The sequence below is a fragment of the Cupriavidus sp. CPT47-8839-RL05A genome (assembly GCF_058792255.1).
In genome coordinates, this window is record NZ_JBYTEG010000008.1 from 178212 (window position 1) to 201070 (window position 22859).

At 64.5% G+C, this 22859-nt stretch carries 22 protein-coding genes, 1 tRNA gene and 1 pseudogene; 15 read left to right on the forward strand and 9 right to left on the reverse strand.

What is annotated here, in order from left to right; genetic code table 11:
- Positions 1-47 precede the first annotated feature (47 nt).
- The 3 genes from ribH to AC3WVS_RS12025 all read left to right on the forward strand — a co-directional run bounded on the left by ribH (position 48) and on the right by AC3WVS_RS12025 (position 2387).
- Entirely contained in the window at positions 48-548 is a 501-nt protein-coding gene (gene ribH, locus AC3WVS_RS12015) for a 6,7-dimethyl-8-ribityllumazine synthase (protein ID WP_010813763.1), read from the forward strand.
- Positions 541-1059, forward strand: a complete 519-nt coding sequence (gene nusB, locus AC3WVS_RS12020) for a transcription antitermination factor NusB (RefSeq protein WP_492318810.1) — start codon at positions 541-543, stop codon at positions 1057-1059. Before ribH ends, nusB begins: the two co-directional genes overlap by 8 nt.
- Positions 1060-1205: 146 nt before the next feature.
- Positions 1206-2387, forward strand: coding sequence for a pyridoxal phosphate-dependent aminotransferase (locus AC3WVS_RS12025; RefSeq protein ID WP_492318811.1), 1182 nt, complete (start codon positions 1206-1208; stop codon positions 2385-2387).
- A gap of 80 nt (positions 2388-2467) precedes the next feature.
- Here the strand turns inward: AC3WVS_RS12025 and AC3WVS_RS12030 are convergent, their stop codons facing one another.
- Complete coding sequence (locus AC3WVS_RS12030; protein ID WP_492318812.1) at positions 2468-3526, reverse strand: lytic transglycosylase domain-containing protein; 1059 nt, start codon at positions 3524-3526, stop codon at positions 2468-2470.
- Between the two features lie 648 nt (positions 3527-4174).
- On the opposite strand from AC3WVS_RS12030, the gene ubiD reads away from it, so the two are divergent.
- Complete coding sequence (ubiD, locus tag AC3WVS_RS12035) at positions 4175-5704, forward strand: 4-hydroxy-3-polyprenylbenzoate decarboxylase (protein WP_456804338.1); 1530 nt, start codon at positions 4175-4177, stop codon at positions 5702-5704.
- Positions 5705-5835: 131 nt separating this feature from the next.
- Positions 5836-7860, forward strand: coding sequence for an acetoacetate--CoA ligase (locus tag AC3WVS_RS12040; RefSeq protein WP_492318813.1), 2025 nt, complete (start codon positions 5836-5838; stop codon positions 7858-7860).
- Positions 7861-7893: 33 nt separating this feature from the next.
- On the opposite strand, the gene AC3WVS_RS12045 is transcribed toward AC3WVS_RS12040, so the two are convergent.
- Positions 7894-8547 carry a glutathione S-transferase family protein gene (locus AC3WVS_RS12045; RefSeq protein WP_018311213.1) on the reverse strand — a complete coding sequence of 218 codons (654 nt, stop codon included), beginning with the start codon at positions 8545-8547 and terminating at the stop codon, positions 7894-7896.
- Positions 8548-8797: 250 nt separating this feature from the next.
- Here AC3WVS_RS12045 and AC3WVS_RS12050 point away from each other — a divergent pair, with 250 nt between their 5' ends.
- Both AC3WVS_RS12050 and AC3WVS_RS12055 read left to right on the forward strand, forming a co-directional pair.
- The gene (locus AC3WVS_RS12050) at positions 8798-10012 is read left to right on the forward strand and encodes a polyhydroxyalkanoate depolymerase (RefSeq protein WP_492318814.1); all 1215 of its coding nucleotides are present in this window, start codon (positions 8798-8800) and stop codon (positions 10010-10012) included.
- Positions 10013-10096: 84 nt separating this feature from the next.
- Complete coding sequence (locus tag AC3WVS_RS12055) at positions 10097-10999, forward strand: aldose epimerase family protein (RefSeq protein ID WP_492318815.1); 903 nt, start codon at positions 10097-10099, stop codon at positions 10997-10999.
- Positions 11000-11014: 15 nt separating this feature from the next.
- Here the strand turns inward: AC3WVS_RS12055 and AC3WVS_RS12060 are convergent, their stop codons facing one another.
- The 3 genes from AC3WVS_RS12060 to AC3WVS_RS12070 form a co-directional block, all read right to left on the reverse strand.
- On the reverse strand, positions 11015-11392 hold the full coding sequence (locus AC3WVS_RS12060; RefSeq protein WP_492318816.1) for a DUF5594 family protein: 378 nt from the start codon (positions 11390-11392) through the stop codon (positions 11015-11017).
- An 86-nt stretch (positions 11393-11478) separates the two neighbouring features.
- On the reverse strand, positions 11479-12591 hold the full coding sequence (locus AC3WVS_RS12065; RefSeq protein ID WP_492318817.1) for a CoA transferase: 1113 nt from the start codon (positions 12589-12591) through the stop codon (positions 11479-11481).
- An 8-nt stretch (positions 12592-12599) separates the two neighbouring features.
- Complete coding sequence (locus tag AC3WVS_RS12070) at positions 12600-13589, reverse strand: tripartite tricarboxylate transporter substrate binding protein (RefSeq protein ID WP_492318818.1); 990 nt, start codon at positions 13587-13589, stop codon at positions 12600-12602.
- 90 nt (positions 13590-13679) lie between these two features.
- Between AC3WVS_RS12070 and AC3WVS_RS12075 the strand changes: the two genes are divergently transcribed.
- From AC3WVS_RS12075 to AC3WVS_RS12095, 5 genes and pseudogenes are all read left to right on the forward strand, one after another.
- The gene (locus tag AC3WVS_RS12075) at positions 13680-14678 is read left to right on the forward strand and encodes a LysR family transcriptional regulator (RefSeq protein ID WP_492318819.1); all 999 of its coding nucleotides are present in this window, start codon (positions 13680-13682) and stop codon (positions 14676-14678) included.
- A 107-nt stretch (positions 14679-14785) separates the two neighbouring features.
- Complete coding sequence (locus AC3WVS_RS12080) at positions 14786-15646, forward strand: transglutaminase-like domain-containing protein (RefSeq protein ID WP_492318820.1); 861 nt, start codon at positions 14786-14788, stop codon at positions 15644-15646.
- Positions 15647-15744: 98 nt separating this feature from the next.
- Positions 15745-15819, forward strand: a tRNA-Gly gene (locus tag AC3WVS_RS12085).
- Between the two features lie 86 nt (positions 15820-15905).
- Positions 15906-16076 (forward strand): annotated as a pseudogene (locus tag AC3WVS_RS12090) (DUF6538 domain-containing protein); the annotation flags it as partial.
- 30 nt (positions 16077-16106) lie between these two features.
- The gene (locus AC3WVS_RS12095; protein ID WP_492318887.1) at positions 16107-17834 is read left to right on the forward strand and encodes a site-specific integrase; all 1728 of its coding nucleotides are present in this window, start codon (positions 16107-16109) and stop codon (positions 17832-17834) included.
- A 158-nt stretch (positions 17835-17992) separates the two neighbouring features.
- Here AC3WVS_RS12095 and AC3WVS_RS12100 read toward each other — a convergent pair whose 3' ends face one another.
- The 4 genes from AC3WVS_RS12100 to AC3WVS_RS12115 form a co-directional block, all read right to left on the reverse strand.
- Entirely contained in the window at positions 17993-18166 is a 174-nt protein-coding gene (locus tag AC3WVS_RS12100) for a hypothetical protein (protein WP_492318821.1), read from the reverse strand.
- A gap of 234 nt (positions 18167-18400) precedes the next feature.
- Complete coding sequence (locus tag AC3WVS_RS12105) at positions 18401-19216, reverse strand: hypothetical protein (protein WP_492318822.1); 816 nt, start codon at positions 19214-19216, stop codon at positions 18401-18403.
- The gene (locus AC3WVS_RS12110) at positions 19213-19416 is read right to left on the reverse strand and encodes a hypothetical protein (protein WP_492318823.1); all 204 of its coding nucleotides are present in this window, start codon (positions 19414-19416) and stop codon (positions 19213-19215) included. Before AC3WVS_RS12110 ends, AC3WVS_RS12105 begins: the two co-directional genes overlap by 4 nt.
- Positions 19413-19745 carry a hypothetical protein gene (locus AC3WVS_RS12115; protein ID WP_492318824.1) on the reverse strand — a complete coding sequence of 111 codons (333 nt, stop codon included), beginning with the start codon at positions 19743-19745 and terminating at the stop codon, positions 19413-19415. The genes AC3WVS_RS12110 and AC3WVS_RS12115 overlap by 4 nt, the downstream gene beginning before the upstream one ends.
- A 230-nt stretch (positions 19746-19975) precedes the next feature.
- Here AC3WVS_RS12115 and AC3WVS_RS12120 point away from each other — a divergent pair, with 230 nt between their 5' ends.
- The 3 genes from AC3WVS_RS12120 (at position 19976) to trmB (ending at position 22849) form a co-directional block, all read left to right on the forward strand.
- The gene (locus AC3WVS_RS12120; protein ID WP_492318825.1) at positions 19976-20551 is read left to right on the forward strand and encodes a recombinase family protein; all 576 of its coding nucleotides are present in this window, start codon (positions 19976-19978) and stop codon (positions 20549-20551) included.
- 77 nt (positions 20552-20628) lie between these two features.
- On the forward strand, positions 20629-21771 hold the full coding sequence (locus AC3WVS_RS12125; RefSeq protein WP_492318826.1) for a hypothetical protein: 1143 nt from the start codon (positions 20629-20631) through the stop codon (positions 21769-21771).
- A 289-nt stretch (positions 21772-22060) separates the two neighbouring features.
- On the forward strand, positions 22061-22849 hold the full coding sequence (trmB, locus tag AC3WVS_RS12130) for a tRNA (guanosine(46)-N7)-methyltransferase TrmB (RefSeq protein WP_492318827.1): 789 nt from the start codon (positions 22061-22063) through the stop codon (positions 22847-22849).
- Positions 22850-22859 lie beyond the last annotated feature (10 nt).

The following is a 22859-nucleotide window of genomic DNA, read 5'->3' on the forward strand; positions in this document are numbered from 1 at the left end:
GCGCGCACCAGCGCCGTTGCCGCCCCCGAAAACTGGAGAACTGAACAATGGATCACGGCTTCTACCCCAGCAACCTCGACGGTGAAGGCCTGCGTATCGGCATCGTGCAGGCCCGCTTCAACGAGCCGGTCTGCGCCGAACTGCTCGAAGCCTGCGTGGCCGAGCTGGAAAAGCTCGGCGTCGAGGGCGAAGACACCCTGGTGGTGACCGTCCCCGGCGCGCTGGAAATCCCGCTGGCGCTGCAGAAGATGTGCGAGAGCGGCCAGTTCGACGCCCTGGTCGCCCTGGGCGCCGTGGTGCGCGGCGAGACCTACCACTTCGAGCTGGTCTCGAACGAGTCGGGCGCCGGCATCACCCGCGTCGGCCTGGACTTCAATGTGCCGATCGCCAATGGCATCCTGACCGTGGATACCGACGAGCAGGCCCACGCCCGCACCCGCGAGAAGGGCCGCGACTGCGCCCGCGCCGCGGTGGAGATGGCCAACCTGGTCGCCGCGCTCGATTCGCTGCGCGGCCAGGAAGATGAAGACGAGGACGACGATGAGTGATACGTCGAACACCCCCGACAACGACGGCGTCAAGGCAGCCGGCGGCAAGCCCGCCGCAGCCCGCACCGAGGCCAAGGCACCGCCCAAGAGCGCGCGCCGCCGCTCGCGCGAGCTGGCGCTGCAAGGGCTGTACCAGTGGCTGCTGAACCGCAATGACATCGGGGCGATCCAGGCTCACCTGCATGATGCGCAAGGCTTCAACAAGGCCGACCGCGAGCACTTCGACGCGCTCCTCAACGGCGCCGTACGCGAGGAAGCCCGCCTGACCGCCGCCTTCGAGCCGTTCCTGGACCGCAAGGTCGAAGAACTGTCGCCGGTGGAGCGTGCCGCCCTGCTGGTCGGCAGCTATGAGCTGGTGCACTGCCTCGACATCCCGTACAAGGTCGTGATCAACGAAGCCGTCGAGCTGACCAAGACCTTTGGCGGCGTCGAAGGCTACAAGTACGTCAACGGCGTGCTGGACAAGCTTGCCGCCCAGGTGCGCGCGGCCGAGGTCGCGGCGCGCCGCTGAGTTGCCAACTGAGCCGCCCGCGGGCCGGCCCACGCCATCACGGCTGGCTTGCGCCGGCAGTGATGAGGACGGCACCCGCCCCGGCGGGTGTTTTCATTCCTACCTACCCTCTTGCTGAACGGGCCCCAGGCCCGTCCCGGACCACCATGGACATGCAGCGCCTGGCCACCGCCTCCCGCCTCGCCAATATCGACGCCTTCCACGTGATGGAGCTGGCCAAGCAGGCCGCCGCGCTGGAGCGCGCCGGACGCCACATTGTGCACATGGGCATCGGCGAGCCGGATTTCACCGCCGCCGAGCCGGTGGTGCGCGCAGCCGAAGCCGCCATGCGCCGCGGCGTGACGCAGTACACCGGTGCGCTCGGCATCCATCCGCTGCGCGAGGCCATCGCGGGCTATTACAAGACGGCCTACGGGCTGGATATCCCGGCCCGGCGCGTGATCGTCACGGCCGGCGCCTCGGGCGCGCTGCTGCTGGCGTGCGCGGTGCTGGTCGAGATCGGCGCCGAGGTGCTGATGCCCGACCCCAGCTACCCCTGCAACCGGCACTTCGTCGCCGCCTTCGACGGCGCCGCGCGCATGATCCCGAGCGGGCCGGCCGAGCGCTTCCAGCTGACCGCCGCGCAGGTCGAGGCCAACTGGGGCGAGCAGACCCGCGGCGTGCTGCTGGCATCGCCCTCCAACCCCACCGGCACCTCGATCCTGCCCGACGAGCTCGCCCGCATCCTGCAGGCCGTGCGCGCGCGCAACGGCTTTGCCATCCTCGACGAGATCTACCAGGGCCTGTCCTATGACGCCCCGCCGGTCTCGGCACTGAGCCTGGACGAGAACGTGGTCACGGTGAACAGCTTCTCCAAGTACTTCAACATGACGGGCTGGCGCCTGGGCTGGCTGGTGGTGCCGGAGGCGCTGGTGGAAGCCTTCGAGAAGGTCGCGCAGAACCTGTTCATCTGCGCGTCGGCCGTGGCGCAGTACGCTGCGCTGGCCTGCTTTACCCCCGAGGCCCTGGCGATCTACGACGAACGCAAGGCCGAGTTCCGCCGCCGCCGCGACCTGATCGTGCCAGCGCTGGAGGCCCTTGGCCTGCGCGTGCCGGTGCGCCCGGACGGCGCCTTCTATGTCTACGCGGACTGCCGCGGCGTCAACCACCCCGCCGCCGGCGATGCCGACCGGCTGACGCAGGCAATGCTGCACGATGCGGGCGTGGTCATGGTGCCGGGGCAGGATTTCGGCCCGCATACTGCGAAGGACTACATCCGGATCTCGTACGCGACCTCGCGCGAGAATATCGAGGAGGCGATGGCGCGCCTCGGCAAGCTGTTCCGCTGACCGGCCTCTGCCGCGGCTGAAGCAGGCAAAAGAAAAGCACCCCGCGGGGTGCTTTTCTGATTGGCGGTACCGTTCCGAGCTCAGGCGTTGTGCGGACCGTTGTTCGCTTCCAGCTTCTCGGTCGGGGCCAGCTGCTCGGCCGGGGCCTTGACCTCGACCGGCTTGTCGGCGTTGGCGGGCGCGTTGCGCACGCCCAGCAGCTGGCGCAGGCGGGCACGCTCGGCCAGCACCTTGGCGCCGTAGCCGCCATCGGTAGCCGTGGTGGCACCGACGTAATACTTCAGGCCGCCTTCGATCGAGCCGGCGCGGGCGATGCAGTCCTTGAGCACCAGCGCGCCGATCTTGATATTGGCGTACGGGTTCAGTGCCGCGGCAACGCCGCCTACGGCCTCGTACTTGTCCTGGTGGACCTTGGTCATGACCTGCATCAGGCCCTGCGCTCCCACGCCGCTTTCAGCGTACGGGTTGAAGCTGGACTCGATCGCGATCACGCCCAGGATCAGCAGCGGGTCGATGCCGACCTCGCGGCCGGTCAGGTAGGCCGCCTTCACCAGCTGCGCGGTGGCCTGCGCCGCCACGCGGTACTTGCGGGCGATATAGTCGGCCACGGCCGCCTGCTCGCGCGCGCTGCCCAGCGTGGCGGTGCTGCGGGCGTCTTGCGCCACGCGCGTGACCGGGATCCGCGCGGCGAGGTGCGCGACCGACGGCACCTTGGCGGATGCCGCCAGGCTCCATTCGTCCACGCCCGACACCGTCGGCAGGCCGGCCTTGCCAAAGGCAAGCTTGGCCGCGGCGACGTCCGCCGAATGCGGCGGCACGGCAGTGCTGGCCACGGCAGGCGCGGCCGGCATGGCGGCGCCAACCAGCACCGCGGGCGCTTCGTCACCCGCCAGCAGCGCGGCCAGCGTGGTGCGCCATTCCTGGCTCAGCGACAGCGACACGGCCGAAACGACCGCGACCACGCCCAGGCTGTTCAGGGCGTACTTCAGCGTTGTGCGGCCACCGCGCAACGCGCGGCCCGCGACCGGATGCGCAAGACGGACCTGCAATGCCCGACTCACTCCGGGTACCGGCTGTCGGAGACGGACCTGCAAGGCCCGCCCGATGCCGGGAAGATGAAGGGTTTTCCAACCGCTCATGCTTACCTCCATCCGTTGCCCGCTTCGCGCGCCCGACTGCGGCACGCGCCCGATCTCAACGTACTCAAGTAAGGATGCCGCGCCGTCCAGCAGTGACGACCAAGCATCTGTTGGCAGGCGCTCCCCGTGCGCCCAACTGGAAACAGGCTACGCTCTGGGGGAGCGCACCCTGCCACGACTAAACTCACTACGCTCCGGCAAGTCGCCGGAGGCGACCGGTCGGCCCGCTTTGCTTCGGGTCCATACATCGGTCCTTGCTGGAGGGACTTTCTGGCACATTTTCTTTATGTGCACCCCTTGACACAGGGGGAAAATCCATGTTGCGACGCAACACTCCATGGAGCAAGACCGGATTGTAGGAACGGTGTTATATCCCGTCAAGAATAATAATTTCGATTTCTACTACTTACAGTTATTTGTAACAATGGTTGCCATGTCGCCATCGGATCACCCGATTGCCCGCAAACGCAGGCGTGGCCTTGGCTGGTCGCCCGGAAAAGTACGCTGTCAGCGACAAAAAACTTACAATTTGCGTGGCTTGATTTTGATGATTTTTTTGCCGCGGCGCCGGTGAATGTGTATCGTCACCGACTTCGACGCCGCCTTGCAGAGGCTTTCCCCCAGCCCCGCACCACAACAGAATTCACTATGCAATACAAAGACTTGCGCGACTTCATCGGCCAACTCGAAGGCATGGGCGAGCTGCGGCGCATCGCCCGGCCGGTCGCGCCCAACCTGGAAATGACCGAAGTCTGCGACCGGCTGCTGCGCGCCGGAGGCCCCGCGGTCCTTTTTGAGAAACCTTCCGGAGCCAGCACCGATGGAGGTATCTATAGCGTCCCCGTGCTGGCCAATCTGTTCGGCACGACACACAGAGTCGCACTTGGCATGGGCGCCGAATCGATGGAGGACCTGCGCGACATCGGCCGGGTCTTGTCGGCACTGAAGGAACCGGAACCGCCGCGCGGCCTGCGCGAGGCCGGCAAGCTGTTCACGCTGGCCAAATCTGTGTGGGACATGGCACCAAAGCGCGTCAGCAGCCCGGCCTGCCAGGAGGTGGTGTGGGAAGGCAACGACGTCGACCTGGCGCGCCTGCCGATCCAGACCTGCTGGCCGGGCGACGCCGCGCCGCTGATCACCTGGGGCCTGGTGGTGACCAAGGGCCCGCACAAGAAGCGCCAGAACCTGGGCATCTACCGCCAGCAGGTGATCGGCCGCAACCAGGTCATCATGCGCTGGCTCGCGCACCGCGGCGGCGCGCTGGATTTCCGCGAGCATGCGCTGGCCAATCCCGGCAAGCCCTTCCCGATCGCGGTGGCGCTGGGCGCCGACCCCGCCACCATCCTGGGCGCGGTGACGCCGGTGCCCGATACGCTGTCCGAGTACCAGTTCGCCGGCCTGCTGCGCGGCAGCCGCACCGCGCTGGCCGGCTGCCTCACGCCGACGCTGTCCGAGCTGAGCGTGCCGGCTTCTGCCGAGATCGTGCTCGAAGGCCATATCCAGCCCGACCCGAACCACCCGTCCGGCTACCAGCATGCGCTGGAAGGCCCGTTCGGCGACCACACCGGCTATTACAACGAGCAGGACTGGTTCCCGGTGTTCACCATCGACCGCATCACCATGCGGCGCGACCCGATCTACCACTCCACCTACACCGGCAAGCCGCCCGACGAGCCCGCCGTGCTGGGCGTGGCGCTGAACGAGGTGTTCGTGCCGCTGCTGCAGAAGCAGTTCCCGGAGATCACCGACTTCTACCTGCCGCCCGAGGGCTGCAGCTACCGCATGGCGCTGGTGCGCATGAAGAAGCAGTACGCCGGCCATGCCAAGCGCGTGATGTTCGGCGTGTGGAGCTTCCTGCGGCAGTTCATGTATACGAAGTTCATCGTGGTGGTCGATGACGATGTCGACGTGCGCGACTGGAAGGAAGTGATCTGGGCCATCACCACCCGGGTCGACCCCAGCCGCGACACGGTGCTGGTCGACAACACGCCGATCGATTACCTGGACTTCGCCTCGCCGGTGTCGGGCCTGGGCTCCAAGATGGGCATCGACGCGACCGACAAGTGGCCGGGCGAGACCACGCGGGAATGGGGCACGCCGATCTCAATGGATGCGGCCGTCAAGGCAAAGGTCGACACCATGTGGGAAACGCTGTTCGAGCGCCCCGCCAACCGCTGATGAACCGCTGACGGGCAACCGCGCCCGTCCCCCGTTATCATGTCAGGCTGATGCCGGGTGTCGCCCCAAGCGCCCCCGGAACGACCATCGGACCATCCCATGCCCGCGACAGACGGGCGCAAGGAGGAGACATGACGACCGCCGCCCCGCTCACCGAAGGCAACCTGATGTGGACGCCGTCCGAGGCGTTCCGCGACAGCAGCCAGATCGCCGCCTTCATGGGCTGGCTGCGCGCCGAGCGCAGCCTGGCCTTTGACGACTACGACAGCCTGTGGCAGTGGTCGGTCACCGAGCTGGAAGCCTTCTGGGATGCCGTGCGCGCGTATTTCGACGTGCATTTCGACACGCCCGCCACGCAGGTGCTGGACCGCCACACTATGCCGGGCGCGCGCTGGTTCGAAGGCGCGACGCTGAACTACGTGCAGCAGGTATTCCGCCATGCCGGCACCGGCAGCGCCCGCCAGCGCGCCGCGATCCGTTATGCCGGCGAAGCGCAGCCGCTGGCCGAAGTGAGCTGGGCCACCCTCGAAGCCCAGGTCGCGTCGCTGGCGCATGCGCTGCGCCAGATGGGTGTGCAGCGCGGTGACCGTGTCGCCGGCTACCTGCCCAATATCCCCGCCACCATCGTCGCCTTCCTCGCCACCGCCAGCCTCGGCGCGGTGTGGTCGGGCTGCGCGCCCGACATGGGCCAGGTGGCAGTGATCGACCGCTTCCGCCAGATCGAGCCCAAGGTGCTGATAGCCGTCGATGGCTACCGCTATGGCGGCAAGGTCTACGACCGGGCCCCGGTGGTGGCAGACCTGGTCGCCACCCTGCCCTCGCTGACCGATCTCGTGCTCGTGCCACAGGTCGGCAGCAATGCGGCGCCGCCCGCTGGCGTGCGCACCCATGCCTGGCAGGAGGTGCTGGCGCACGACGTGCCGCTGGCGATCGAGCCGGTGCCGTTCGACCACCCGCTCTGGATCGTCTATTCGTCCGGCACCACCGGCATGCCCAAGCCGATCGTGCATGGTCATGGCGGCATCGTCATCGAGCAGCTCAAGCTGATGGCCTTCCATAACAACCTGGGCCCGGACGATGTCTTCCACTGGTACAGCAGCAGCGGCTGGATCATGTGGAACGCGCAGGTGGCCGGGCTGCTGCTGGGCACCACCATCGCGCTGTATGACGGCAACCCGGCTTTTCCGGATGCCGGCGTGCTGTGGCGCTTCGTCGACGATGCCGGCGTGACCATGTTCGGCGCCGGCGCGGCCTTCTTCACCAACTGCATGAAGGCCGGCATCGAGCCGGCGCGCATCGCCGACGTGTCGCGCCTGCGCGGGCTCGGCTCGACCGGCTCGCCGCTGCCGGTCGAGGCCTACGACTGGATCTACCGCCATGTGCGCGAAGACATCTGGCTGGTGCCGATGTCGGGCGGCACCGACTTTGCCGGCTCGTTCGTCGCCGGCTGCCCGCTGCTGCCGGTCTATTCCGGCGAGATGCAGTGCCGCTGCCTGGGCGCCAGGGTGGAGGCCTTCGACGACCACGGCCAGCCGCTGCTCGACGCGGTGGGCGAACTGGTCTGCACCGAGCCGATGCCGTCGATGCCGCTCTACCTGTGGGGCGACACCGACGGCAAGCGCTATCGCGACAGCTATTTCGACACCTATCCCGGCGTCTGGCGGCATGGCGACTGGCTCAAGATCACAAAGCGCGGCGGCGCTGTGATCTACGGGCGCTCGGACGCCACCATCAACCGCCACGGCATCCGCATGGGCACCAGCGAGCTGTACCGCGTGGTGGAAGACCTGCCGGAGGTGCTCGACAGCATGGTGGTCGACCTGGAATACCTGGGCCGCGAATCCTATATGCCGCTGTTCGTGGTGCTGCGCGAAGGCCTGGTGCTGGATGATGCGCTGCGCGACACCCTGCGCGCGCGCATCCGCGACGCGCTGTCCTCGCGCCACGTGCCCAACGAGATCGTGCAGGTGCCCGGCGTGCCGCGCACGCTGTCGGGCAAGAAGATGGAGGTGCCGATCAAGAAGCTGCTGCTCGGCCATGCGCCGCAGGGCATCGCCAACCGCGATGCGATGGCCAACCCGGACACGCTCGACTGGTACTTCGACTACGCCGCACGCTTCCTGAAAGCACGGCAGGCCGACTCCGCCACGGCGTAGCGCCGGCGGACGCGGCGGTTGCCAGCGAGGACATCAGAACTCCACATCCAGCTCGCTGATTTCGTCGGGTTCCTCGCGCGCCGCCGCGATCCACTCCTGCAGTTCCGGCATCGACAGGATCTGCTTGCAGTAGGCAACCGGCACGGGATCGAGCATCACGCCATAGGTGACAAAGCGCGTCACCACCGGCGCGTACATGGCGTCGGCCATGGTGCGCGTGCCGAACAGGTACGGCCCGCCATAGCGCGTCAGGCATTCGGTCCAGATCGCCGTGATGCGATCGATGTCCGCCTGCGCACGCGACCATACCTTCATCCCGGGGAAATGCCCCTTCAGGTTCATCGGCAGCGCCGAACGCATCGCGGCAAACCCGGAATGCATCTCGCCGCAGATGGCGCGGCAGTGGGCACGCGCGGCGCGGTCTTCCGGCAGCAGGCCAGCCTTGGGGTGGATTTCATTCAGGTATTCGGCGATTGCCAGCGTGTCCCACACCGTCACGCCGTGGTGGCGCAGGCACGGCACCAGGATCGACGGGGACAGCAGCAGGATTTCCGCACGCGCCGCGGCGTCGTCCGGCGGCACCAGCACTTCTTCGAATTCCAGGCCGGCAAAGCGCGCCAGCAGCCAGCCGCGCAGCGACCATGAGGAATAGGTCTTGCTGCTGATGGTGAGTGTGGTCTTGGACATCGCGCCTCCTTTACTGCTTGTTGCCGCCCGTGGCCGCGCACCTATGCAGTGCATCCGGCAGGCACCAGTCTGAAGCCGCTGCGCGCAACGCGCCGCGAAGCGGCGTCATGCCCATGCGCCAGGCGCATGCCTCGCTACTTGCGCGGCATGGTCCGCCCGCTCACAGCACAAAGCGCAAGGCGCGTGCCAGGCATAAACTGATGGCATGCATATTGCGGCTTGCAAGAGCCAGAATAGCGGGGACCGAGCCATGCTGTACCACGCCTACCAGATCTACGCGGACATGATACTGCCGGCCTGCACGCTGGCGGAGCTGGCTGCCGCGACGCTGGCGGCAAATCCCAGGTCCGGTGGTTTCGACGCGGTGCCCCGCCTGCGTGCCGCCTGCGAGCTCATCGCGCTGGTGCGGCTCACGCACCACCGGCCGGCCTTCGGCATCGACCACGCTACCGTCGGCGGCCAGCCGGTGCCGGTCACCGAGGAAGTCGTCGCGCGCACGCCGTTCTGCTCGCTGCTGCACTTCCGCCGCCACGGCATCGTCGGCCAGCCGCGCGTGCTGCTGGTGGCGCCGATGTCCGGCCACTTCGCCACGCTGCTGCGCGGCACGGTCCAGACCATGCTGGCCGACCACGACGTCTATCTCACCGACTGGCACAACCCCCGCGACATTCCGCTGCTGGCCGGGCGCTTCGGTTTCGACGAATTCGTGCAGCACCTGATCGGCTTCCTGCAGACGCTGGGCGGCGGCACGCATCTGGTGGCGATTTGCCAGCCTACCGTGGCGGCGCTGGCGGCAGCGGCACTCATGGCCGAGGACGGGGACCCCGCCCAGCCGCCCAGCCTGACGCTGATGGCCGGCCCCATCGACGCGCGCGTCAACCCGACCAAGGTCAACGCGCTGGCCATGAGCCAATCCCTCGAATGGTTCGAGCGCACCCTGATCGGCATGGTGCCGCTGCGCTTTGCCGGCGCGATGCGGCGCGTCTACCCGGGCCATGTGCAGCTGCTGGCCTTCATGAGCATGAACCCGGAGCGGCACGAACAGGCGCTGCGCGAGCTCTACGCCCTGCGCGAGCGCGGCGAGCACGACAAGGCCGATGCCATCCGCGACTTCTACATCGAGTACTTCGCCACCATGGACCTGACCGCGGAGTTCTACCTGGAAACCGTCAGCCTGGTATTCCAGCGCTTCCTGCTGGCCCAGGGCCTGCTTGACGTGAGCGGACGCCGTGTCCGCACGCACGCCATCCACCGCACCGCCCTGCTCACCGTGGAGGGCGAACGCGACGATATCTGCGCCATCGGCCAGACCGTGGCGGCGCAGGACCTGTGCGCCAGCCTGCGCCCCTACATGCGCATGCATCATGTGCAGACCGGGGTCGGGCACTATGGGGTGTTCAATGGCAGGCGGTGGGAAACGCAGGTGTACCCGCTGGTGCGCAACACCATCTACACCAGCAGTTAGGACGGCCGCAGCCAGCGCGCTGGCCTGGCTTATCATGGCAGCTGCGCCAGGCGGCACGCGAACGGCGCGGCACCAACAATCAACATGCCATTGCTTCCGACACAAGACTTCCAGGGCCAGCCACTGGTCCGGGTCGGCGCTGCCGACACGTTCCTGCTGCTCGCCCCGCAACACGGCGGGCGGCTGGTCCGCTGGGTGCACCGCGGCCAGGACATCCTCTACTGGCCGGACGCTGCCGACTGGTCCCGCCCGGCCAAGGTCCGCGGCGGCAACCCGCTGCTGTTTCCGTTTATCGGCCGGCATTTTGCCGATGGCAGTCCCGGGCAGTGGCGCGACGGACAAGGGACGGTGCACACGCTGGCGCAGCACGGCTTTGCGCGCGACCTGCCCTTCGACGTCAGCGCCGTCGACGCGCAAGGCGCGATCACGATGACGCTGCGCGACAGCGATGCAACGCGCGCCGGCTACCCCTTTGCCTTTGTCTTCGACGCCATCTACCGCCTGCTGCCCGACGGCCTCGAAGTCACGCTGCGCACCACCAATACCGGCGCGCAACGCCTGCCCTGCTATCCCGGCCACCATTTCTATTTCGCGCTGCCGCACGCGCAACGTGCCGCGGCGTCGCTGGCATTGCCGGGCACGGAACGCATGCGCCAGCTACCCGATGGCAGCCCCGGGCCCGCAGAGCCGGGCGAGACGACTTATCGGCTGGACGACGCACGCCTGCAGGACACGTTCCACGTCTTGCGCGACAGCCCGTCCGCCGCGCTGGCGATGCCGGACCGCCGCGTCACGTTCGAACTCGACCTCGCCGGCAGCGCGCCATGGCATGCCGTGACGACCTGGGCCGAAACCGAAACCTCTGACTTCTATTGCGTGGAACCGTGGGTAGGCCTGCCCGATGCGATCCACCACGGCCAGGGGCTGCGCTGGATCGAGCCGGGGCAAACGGAAAGCGCGATATGCCGGCTGCGGGTGGCTGGCTGAGTCAGTGCATCGGGCTCAGTGCTCGAAATCCAGCCCGCCGATCAGGATCGCCGGGTCAGCCTGCGACAGCGAGCGGAAGTCGATCCCGCGCGGCTCCTGCCAGGCGCGCAGCTTGGCCGGCAACGCCGCCAGGTAACCGGCAAAGCGCGTCTCGCCCCCTGCGGCAAACAGCCGTTGCACCTCCAGCCCGTCCCACGCCAGCGTGATATCCAGCGCATAAGGGTGGCGCCGCAGGTCCGGCGGGCCATCCCCGGTCACGCGCAGGCGCGGCGGCCGGCCGGGGGCTTCGGCGGGCAGGGACTGGAGTTGCACGCGCCGGTCATGCTGGCCAATCGCGGCGGCGATGCGCGGCAGGCATTCCGCTTCAAAGCGGGCGAAGAAATCGGTGGTCAAGGTGGCGGCGTCCTGACGTTGCGAGTTGAAGCGATGGCGGCACACAACCGTGCGCCATCGTGCCAGCAACTATACGCCGCCGGGTGTCATACCGGGCGATAGACCTGGAAGCCCAGCCCCGGCGACAGCACCGCGGTCTCCCCTTCCTGCAGCGCCACCGGCCGCAGGCTGCCATTGGCCATCGACTCCCCCGCAAACTCAGCAATATTGCGCAGGCGGGCCGCCGGGATCCCCAGCGCGCTGAGGCGCAATTCCAGCTGCTCCGCGGTGCCCACCGCCACCGCGCCCGCAATCGCCCGCTTGAGCGCGGCCGGATCGAGCGAGCGCACGAAGGCAGGCAAGGCGCCGGCATCCAGCGGCGTCTCGAACAAGGCTGGATCCTGCGCAAGCCCGCCCAGCCCGAGTGCGTCAAGCAGCGCCAGCAACTGCTTCGGCGTATTCGCGCCGATTGCCAGCCAGCCATCCTGCGTGCGGAAGAAATCGGCCGACGGGCTGCCCGAATAGCCCTGGTTGCCCTGCCGCGCCGGCACGCCGCCGGTGGTCATGGCATCGCATGTCATCGGATACATCAGTTGCAGGCCGGCGGTGGCCATCGATACGTCGAGCAGCATGCCCCGCCCCGTGCGTTCGCTCTCGCGCACGCCGGCCAGGATGGCAAAGGCGGCCAGCATGCCGGTGGCCGAGTCGATCACCGGGAAGCCGGTCTTCATCGGCGGATCGCCCTCGGTGCCGGCCATCCAGGCCATGCCGGTGGCGGCCTGCACCACGTGGTCGTAGGCAGGCCGGCCATGCCACCGCGCCGCACCGCGGCCAAAGCCCGAGATGCTGCAATAGACCACGCGCGGATTGCGCGCGCGCACGGCTTCATAGCCCAGCCCGAAACGCTCGAGCACGCCCGGCCGCAGGTTGTCGACGAAGACGTCGCAGCGGCCGGCCAGTTCCAGCGCGTGTTCGCGCCCGGCCTCATCCGACAGGTCGAGCGCCAGCGACGACTTGCCCGCATTGAGCGCGACAAAAGCGGCATGCCCCTTGCCCGCGCGGCGCATCACGTCGCCACCGCCGGCGCTCTCGACCTTGGTGACCTGTGCGCCCAACTGGGACAGCAGGAAGGTGGCAAACGGCCCGGCGATCACGTGCGAGAAATCCAGCACGCTGATGCCGGCCAGCGGGGCAAAGTCCGGTTGTGGAGCGAGGGTCATGGGATGGCCTATTCGATGGTGATGCGGTTCTTGTCGATAACCTGGCGGATGCGGGTGGTCTCGTCGGCCACCAGCCGCGAGAAGGCTTCAGGCGTGGGCGTCGGCGCAAGCACCGCGCCCATCTCGGCATAGAGCCGGCGCAGGCCGGGATCAGCCAGCGCCTGCATCACCGCGGCATGCAGCCGCGCCACGATCGGCGCGGGCAGATGCGGCGGCGCCCAGATGCCGCTCCATGCATCGAGATCGAGATCCTTGCGGCCCAGCGCCTCATTCAGCGTAGGCACCTGCGGCAGCACCGCGGCGCGGCTGGCCGAGGTCACCGCCAGGGCCCGCGCCTTGCCGCTGGCGATCTGCGGAATCGCCGTCGCCGCCACCGGGAAACCGAACTGCGTGTCGCCCTTGATCAGCGCTGGCACGATCTCGACCGAGCCCTTGTACGGCACATGCACCACGTCGATGCCGGTGGCCGACGCAAACGCCGCACCCGACACATGCGCGGCCGAGCCGATCCCGCCCGAGGCGTAGTTCAGCGTGCCGGGCGCGCGGCGCGCCGCGGCGACCAGGTCGGCCACGTTCCGGTACGGCGAGCTGGCGCTGACCACCAGCACCGCCGGGCTGACGCCAACGCGGATGACGTGGGTGAACGCCATCGGGTCGAACTTTGCGCCGGGCTGCAGCAGCTTCTGCGTGACATGGGTCGAGGCACCCAGCATCAGCGTGTAGCCATCCGCCGGCTGCTGCGCGACAAACTCCGCGGCCAGGATGCCGCCTGCACCGACCTTGTTCTCGACCACCACCGGCTGGCCGAGCGCGCGCGCAAGCAACTCAGCCAGCTTGCGGGTCTGGATATCCGGACCGCCGCCGGCGGCGTAGGGCACCACCAGCCGGATCGGCCGGTTGGGATAGGGACTGGCCGCACCGGCCCTGCCCAGCGCGGCAGCGGCCGGCAGCGCCAGCAGGGACTTCAGCAGCAGGCGGCGCCCGACGTTGGCATGCATCGCATGTCTCCTCCATGGTTTGCCCCGATTGTCCGGCGCCGGGCCATTCGAAACAATTATCCAGTTTTGATGGAGCCATCACGCTTTGTTATGAGTCCCGCCTCCCCTACGCGCCCGAGCGCCGCCACCCCTTCTCCCAACCGGATCGACCGGCTGCGCATCCGGCACCTGCGCCTGCTCGACCTGGTGGCGCGCAGCGGCTCGCTGACCGCGGCCGGCGAAGCGCTGCATATCAGCCAGCCCGCGGTCACCAAGATGCTGCAGGAGCTGGAGCACGCCTTCGGCTGCAAGCTGATTGAACGCACCACGCGCGGCGGGCGGCTGAGTCCCGCGGGCGAACGCGCGCTGGAGCGGCTGCGCGTGGTGCTGGGCGTGATCGACGCCGCCGGCGAGGCGCTGCAGGCGCGCCCGGAGGTACCGCTGGTCCGGCTGGGCATGCTGCCGCTGGTGGGCGTGGACGTGCTGCCGCAGGCGGTCGCGCTGCTGCTGGCCCAGGAAGCGCTGCCGCGGCTGGCAGTGCGCGAACATACCGTCGGCGGCCTGACCGCAATGCTTTGCGAAGGCGAACTCGACTGCATCGTGGGCCGGCTGCAGAAAGACGATACCGACCAGCTCAAGGCCAAAGTCCACATCACCCCGCTGCGCGATGAATACCTGGCCGTGGTCTGCGCCCCCGGCCACGCGTTGGCGCGGCGCCGCGAGGTTGCGCTGGCGGACCTGCATGAAGGCCCCTGGATCCTGCCGCCGCGCGGCACCCACACGCGCGACGTGTTCGAGCAGCCCTTCCTCGACGCCGGCCAGCTGCCGCCCGTTCCGCATATCGAATCGGCCTCGTTCCACAGCAACCTGGCCATGACCGCCGCCGGCGGCTTCCTGACGGTGGCGCCGGCCACGGCGCTGGCCCACTACCAGGCCATGTCGATGGTGCGGGAAGTGCGGCTGCGCACACCGTTTGCCTCGGGCCGGCTGGTCTTCATCACCCCGGCGGAGATCGAGGCGCCGCCCGCCGTGATCCGGTTGCGCGAAGCCCTCGAAACGGTGACAAGGCAGGACACCGGCGCACCGCCGGCACGCGCGCGGCGCCGCTGACGGGTCACGGGCTGGCTGCCGCACTACACTGGAAATGGATGCACCGCCATTTCCGGCCCAAGGGAACCGGCCGCCTTTCCCCGGCCCCAGCCAGTGCTGATCACCCGATGAACCGCCTCAGGTACGCAGTAAGCCTGTCCTATGAGGTCATGGATCCCATGGCGGACTTCCTGCTCAATATCGAAGCCGCCCGCACGCCCCGGCAGTTCGTCGTCTCGGAGCAGCTGACGCTGCCGCCCGGCCTCGAGACCACCCGCTACACCGATCCCGTGCTGGCCAACCGGCTGCTCAGGCTGCGCGCGCCCCGGGGCCGCCTCGGCATCCGCTATGAGGCGATCATCGACATCGATCACTACCTGGAAGACGGCGACAGGCTGGCAGAAGTGCCCGTTGCCGAACTGCCCTTCGATGTCCTGCCCTACCTGGCACCAAGCCGCTACTGCGAATCCGACCGCCTGATGGAATTCGCCAGCCGCGAGTTCGGCGGCATGCTGCGGGGCTATGTGCGCGTCTACGCCATCCGCGAGTGGGTGCGCAATCACGTGCGCTTCCTGTCGCGCTCCACCAACGAACGCACCTCGGCTGCCGACACCGTCGTGGAGCGCACCGGCGTCTGCAGGGATTTCGCCCACCTGATGATCGCCCTGTGCCGCGCGCTGAGCATCCCGGCACGGATGTCCAGCAGCCTCGACTATGGCGCGGACGCAGGCATGGGCGCACCGGATTTCCACGCGGTCGTGGAGGTCTACCTGTCGCACCGCTGGTACCTGCTGGACCCTTCGGGCATCTCGATCCCCACCGGGCTGCTTCGCATCGGCACCGGCCGGGATGCCGCGGACATACCATTTGCGGCCATCTTCGGCCAGGTAAGGTCGGAGCGGCCCGCGGTGGAAATCGAGCCGTTGACGGATGCGGCGGCTGGTATCGGGATGCCGGAGTTTACGCCGCAGGCGATTTCGACGTGGTAGCGGATAAGGACGTTAGTGCTGGCACAGGCACTTATTTTGCCCGCACCGCAGCTGGCGGCTTGCGTCCGCGCCAGAAATCCGCATAGAATCTCGGGTTCGCGGGCGTCGTATAATGGCTATTACCTTAGCTTCCCAAGCTAAAGACGTGGGTTCGATTCCCATCGCCCGCTCCAAACTGCATCTAAGCGCTTGATTCCGCAAGGAACTTGGCCGCTACCGGGGCTGCGGCACGCAAGGCTACTACGAAAGCGTAGCCCGTATGGCCGTCAGATCAGGGTATCTCTACCGCCGACCCAGCGGTATCTATGTTGTCCGTATCTGCATCCCTGCCCGCCTACGCGACGCCGTTGGTCGTAGCGAGATTCACGTTTCGACAGGGCTGCGCGAACTTGCCCCAGCCCAAGTCCTTGCGTTTCAAACCCTGGCGGATTGGAAAGCCCGCCTACTGAAGCTCGATCGCATGGACGTATTGAAACTGGACGTTGGCAGCCCCCTGCTTGGTGGCGAAGGGTTCCTATCGCTGGAGGCAGCAGCGGACGCTATTGGACTATCCGCGCCCCGCTTGGCTGAGGAGGCCGCGAATCTGGGCGAAGATTTACACGTCTATGCCGATGGCTGGCCCTGTGTGGTGGTTGATGACATTCGCAAGCTGACTCCCGACGGCACGGACGGCACTTACTGCTACGACGAAGCCAGAGCCATTGGCATTGAGACCGCGCTACGCAAGCATGTAGTGTTGCCGGACCGGCGAGGCGCCGCAGCACAGATCGGCAGGACTGGACATGTATGCGAAGGGCTGTTCTTCCTGGACAGCCGCCGCCGCAAAGCCGCTCTTACATCAAACCCAGATACAACCGTCCCCGCCGCCCAAGTCTCAATACACAAGGACGCGGCAGAACGCATCAGGGCCGCCCTACGCGCGCACCTGACCCCGCAGGCAGTTGAAGCAGCGAAGGAAGCCGCCAGCAGGACCATAGCAGCCCCACAGGGCCACAAGCATGCCAGCATGAAGGTGAGCGAACTAGTGTCCGCCTTCGTAAAGGCGAAGGTTGACGGAGGCCGTTGGAAACTTAATCAGCAGAGCAAGATGGAAACCGTGACGGACTCCTTCGTCTCGCTCATGAATGATCCGGCGCTGGGAAAGATCGACCGCCCCCTAATCGAGCGATACCGGGAGCAATTGCGGCGCCTGCCAGCCGACATCTACCAGTTCCGCCGCAAGCACGGGGCGAACCTGACTTTACGGCAAGTGGCCGATCTGGCGGAATCGCTCGGCCTCTCGGCCAGGACTCAAACGTCGGTGGACCGGGCTGTCGGCAACCTTTCGGAAATGCTGACTTGGGCTGTCGAATCCGGCTACATGCCGGAGAACCCTGCGAAGGCGATGGCTGCCAAGCGCAGCAAGGCCGCACAGGCCAAGAACCAGCGCGACGCCTTTTCACCTGACGACCTAACGCGCGTCTTCGACGCCGAGTGGTTCAAAACAGGACGGGGCGAACTGACCAAGAGCGGCACATACCGGACATTCTGCCCGCACTACTACTGGCTGCCGCTGCTGGGCCTCTATACCGGCGCTCGCATCAACGAGTTGTCTCAGCTTTACCTTGATGACGTGCGGAAGACCGCAGCCGGCGCCTGGTATCTCGATTTCAACCTGGACGGCGCTGACAAGCTTGATGCCGATGCCCCAGAGGACAAGTCCCTCAAGACCGACGACTCTATGCGATCCGTGCCGCTTCACAGTGACGTGCTGCGACTCGGCTTTGAAATCTACGTCCAAGCATTGCGCGACGCCGGCCATACGCGCCTGTTCCCGGAATTGCTGCACGACAAGGTGAAGGGCTACGGCAAACCGACATCACAGTGGTTCACGAGATACATGAAGGCGCGTGGCATTAAGCGCAATGGCCGCAAGGTCTTTCACTCTTTCCGCCACACGTTCATCAGCGCTCTATTTGCTGAAGAGGTTCCTGAACCTATCGTAAATCAGTTCACCGGGCACGCACGTGGCCAAACAATGTCCAGCACGCGATACCGAAAGGATCACGCACCTGACAAGCTCAAACCCTACATTGAGCGCTTGTCGTTTGAGGGGTTGCCCGACATTGCCCCCTTTGACGTGGCGGCGGGCCTAGATGCGGTCAAGGATGCGCTAGACCGAAAGAAGAGCGCCAGCGGCGCCCTATAAGGTTTCGTCAAAAAACCTAGCCGTTGATGAATGGTAAGGAGTCGTATAGGTCGTTTTTTTCTAAGACTCCTACCCCTCTCCCAACCCGGCATACTAAGTCAGTAGTGACTTACCTGTAAGACGGAAAGGCAAAGCTCTGGCCTTACCTTTCCGCCCTACTACAGCCCTTCGCTTACCGTGGCGTTGCCATGACAGTCATTCACCAGGACAAACCGGCGACCGGCAGCAGTGATGCCAACGTTGATGATGGTGTGTGCGATGCGGATGGGCTCTTCTAGAAGGACAGCCTCTTCAAGATAGTCTGCTGCTTGTTCAATGGTCAGGTGTTGCATTTGATGGCTCCTTGCAGTTTGGTTGCCGTAGTTGGGGACTATGATGCAGCGCAAGCAGCGCTGCATCAGGGGGTGACGAAAAGCGTTGCAGGGGGGTGACGGAACTTCGAGAGTTGTCACCCCCCCTTCGGCGGATTTCTGTCACCCCCTGAAACCCGCGCCAGCATTGGGTTTCGAGGGGTGACAGAAGCATGGGGGAACTATGTTCCCCCAAAACACATATAGAGCAAGTAACTAACACAATCGCTCCGCTTGATATTTCTTGATGGCGGTCTCGACCTTTGCCAGATGCTTCGCCACCAAGTTGCGGGGCATGGTATCGCCGGTCATCTGTTCATAGCGCATCGCGGTCTTCGCGGGACTGACCTTCCTGCCCTTCCGAGACATGCGCGAACACAGCCAAATCCGGTGACGACGCAGGAGCGTTTTCCGAGCATCGGCCTCTGTGTAGGCGATGCTTGTATAGTCGCCGCTGAATGCCTTCAGTGCTTCCATTACGCCTGCGCGCATCTCGTCTGTCGTCCTGGCGATGCGGTTGATGTGGTCGGAACGCAGAACCGCACAATCCCACTGTTGGTCGTCATCGAGCCGCAAGCCTCTGGCGATTTCGCCCATTGAGCGGTTTCCGAAGTGGTGCAGAAACTCGCATGCGGACAGGAATGCGCCCGTGCTTCTTGCCGTGAAGACACTCTTCCATCTGAGCCGATCCACTCGCTTCATCTGGTCGGGATGCTGGCGCACGATCCATTGCACGTCATGGGCAAGCAGGTCCGATTCCTGATTCAGACTGAAGGGCTTTGAGCGAATGGAGTGCAGACGGAAACATGGCGGCACGCCGCGCCGAGTCAGTTCTTCCGCTATGACATACGCCGCGACGCGATTGCCACCGCGCCCGGTCGCATGCTCTCGATAACGGCGAATCAGTTCGTTCTGTTCAAGCCCTTTTAGCGCTTCGCGCACCCGGTCCAACCTGGCCGCATCGACACTCCACAACAAGCTCAACGGCTGAAGGCCACTCTCCTCTAGAGTGACCCGGCTAGACGTGGTCATGCCGTCTCGTCATACCAAATCGGACTCAACCCGGCAGGGTTGTCCACGATCCAGACCGGAGCGCCGTAGCGGGTTCCAAAGTAGAGCGTTGCCCCGCCGCCTAGATCGACCTCATAGGACACGGTTGTCTCGGACAGCGTTTGCTCGACTACATCCCCCTTCGGGGTGAGGTAAAGGCTCTCAGGGATCATTACGGTCATTGCTTGCCCCCGCCGGTCGCGTCACTCTGAATCGATGCCGCGAAGGCTTCGCCCATGGTCTGATAGCCTGGATCAAGACGCTTGATGCCGTCCACCAACCCTTCCGGGCCATACGAGACCAGCAGGTTCAAACCCATACCGTGTTTAGCCGTGCCCTGCGCCTGCTTTTCAAGCCAAGTCCGGTATTCCCACAGCTCCTCTACGTGAGCGCCGAGCAAGCGATTGATGATGCCAGACTCGGACAGTCCGGTCTGCGCGGACAGCCACGCCAGGAGTTCTGCCGTGGGATCGTCCAGAGTGACACTGAGGCGCTTCTTGTCGGTAGGCATAGCCACACCCTATGAAATTACGATGACGATAACCTTACCACATAAGCAGCACGAGTGAATCACTTTTGCGCACTGAGTTGCACTAGTGCAACATGAGCGGCGGTAAAAAATCGTCCGGTTTCCTACCCGCACGAGCGGCATGCGCTAACCGGTAATAAATTCCTTGCAACCGACTTTCTTACCAAGTAGGATAATTACCACCATTTATTACCACTTACTTGGTGGCGCCTATGAGCCGAACTTTCCTCTACGCTCGCGTTTCGACGGACGACCAGACAACGGACAATCAGATTCTGGAAGCGCAGACCGCTGGCTTCACCATTCAGACGCGGCACATCATCGCCGAGACCATCTCGGGGAGCGTCCCCGCCTCTGAGCGCCCCGGCTTCTCAAAGCTAATGGACAAGTTGGACGAAGGGGATACCCTGGTTGTGACCAAGCTGGACCGGCTAGGGCGTAATACAGGGGACGTGCTGGCGACTGTCGATAGGCTGGCAGCGATCGGCGTTCATGTGCATTGCCTGGCCCTCAAGGGGGTAGATCTGACAAGCGCATCGGGTAAGCTGCACATGACCGTGCTGGCCGCAGTCGCTCAATTTGAACGGGACATCCTCATTGAGCGGACACATGCCGGACTTGCGCGCGCGAAGGCTGAAGGCAAGAAGCTAGGGCGGCGAAATTCGCTAACCGATGAGCAAAAAGCCGAGATACGTGCCAAGCTGGCTGCCGGCGCGACGGCACGGGGACTAGCGAAGGACTATGGAGTTTCTCATCCGACGATACTGAAATTATCGGCGACTCAATAATGACCCACGATGAACAAACAATTCAAATCCGCAGACCTATAAAACTTAACCGATAGCAATCAATACAAAGAAAAGGCATGGACACAGAACCATTTGTCAAAGGCATTAGCGCAACCGGCTTCCCCCTAGAATACAAAATTGTAAAAACCCTACAAGAAAATAAATGGCAAGTTATAAGCAATAAATATTACGTGGATGAGGACGAGGAAAAGCCACGAGAAATAGACATTCTTGCTTATAAGGCCGCAGCCACTAAGGCATTCGACCTCAGGACAGCAATCCTGATAAGCTGCAAGAAAAGCGAGCACGCCGTTTGGGCGATGCTGACCCGGAACCCCGATTTTAAGGACCCCAACACAGAATGGGAGCCGACTCATTTTTGGACAAACCATAAACCTCTGGATTACATAACCAGTCAGAGCAACTGGCCATCCGAATACTATGCCGCAGTCGCCGAGAGAAACATTAATGTCTTGGCCCGCCCCACCAAAGAAATCTTCGCCTTCCAGGAGATGCAAAAGCAGGTCAACAATGGCCCAGCACAGTTTGCAAACAAGCAGAAAGAAGTTGGCAAACCCCTTGGCGACACCAGCATTTTCAACTCGGTCATGTCCCTCATGAAGGCTCAGGCATATGAGATGACCGCACGCTCAGCGAAAACCCCAAAAAAACCAAGAATATATCAATTTAACCTAATTTCCTTATGTGACACCGAGCTCATCGATTTACACTTCGAGGACGAAGAGATAACAGCATCAGAAATAGACAAAATCCCATATATTTCCCGATACATACTCAAAAGGCGGGATATTTTTTCCAGAATTACTTTCTGCCGGGCAAATGCATTCAAAAACTTACTTGCCGACTACGATGCCTTGCACAAAGCCAATCTTGAGATATTGAAGGAGAAGAACAAGGAATTTTATAAGGATATTCTCACTGACAAGAAGCGATATTCGCTTATCCAGGATGAATTCTCTCAAGCACTATTCAAAAAACTCTCCGCACTGCACATTAGAGAGAAAGGCGCAATGCTTGACTTCAAATTCTCCCAGTTTGCTCTCGATGAAAACAAGAAACAAACAATTTACGTTTTTACCGACGACAAACATCTTCCATTCCTCAATTCACCAAACGCCATAAAGGCAACCAAGGAAATACTAACAAATCACTATGGCTATACGGGTGAAATTAGATTCGAGGACGATATTCCCTTCTAGCTACCTGGCACTTTACCCAGCGGGGTTACGGGCAAACAGCCCTGTCAACTGCGCGCAGAAGGCAAGTTGGCCAAGGCTCCGCATCGGGCTCCGATCAGGTAGAATTGCGCTCGACTGCTACGAAACCTTGCTACGAGCATTCGGCCCAAGCTTCCGTAGTGCTTTTAAATCAACAACTTGCGCGCCGTGATGTGGGTCCGTTCGATTCCCATCGCCCGCTCCACTTCCAGTCGAGACAAGCCGCCTTTGCCACCATTACGGTGATCTGCCCGGCGGCTTTTTTGTTGCCATGCTTCCCCAAGACCCCAGCACCGAACCGACGCCGGCTGACGACGCCGCGCCGGTAGACAGCGCCGGACAAGCGTCCGCTCCCTCTCCTGCCGATCCTGAAGGCGTTGCGCATCCGCGCCGGATCCGTTCGTTCGTGCGCCGCGCGGGGCGGACCTCGACCGGGCAGCAGCGTGCCATCGACGAAGTCGGGCCGCGCATGATGGTGCCGTACGCACCGCAGCCACTGGACTGGGAGGCAACATTTGGCCGCAAGGCGCCGTCGATCCTTGAGATCGGCTTCGGCATGGGCGAGACCACCGCGCATATCGCCGGCCTGCGGCCGCAAGACAACTTCCTGGGCTGCGAGGTGCATGAGCCCGGCGTGGGCGCGCTGCTCAAGCTGATCGACGAGCGCGGCCTGGCCAATGTGCGGATCCTCCAGCACGATGCGGTGGAAGTGATCGCGCATATGCTGACCGATGACTGCCTGGACGGCGTGCATATCTACTTCCCCGACCCCTGGCACAAGAAGCGCCACAACAAGCGCCGGCTGGTGCAGCCGCCGCTGGTGAAGGTGCTGGCCGCGCGGCTGAAGCCGGGCGGCTATATCCATTGCGCGACCGACTGGGAAGAGTATGCGCACCAGATGGTGGAAGTGCTGTCGGGCGAGCCGTTGCTGGAGAACACCTCGACCGCTGCGGACGGATTTGCCGAGCGGCCCGATTACCGGCCCGTGACCAAGTTCGAGCGGCGCGGCGTGCGCCTCGGGCATGGCGTGTGGGACGTGGTCTTTCGCAAGCGCGCCTGAGCGCTGGCGA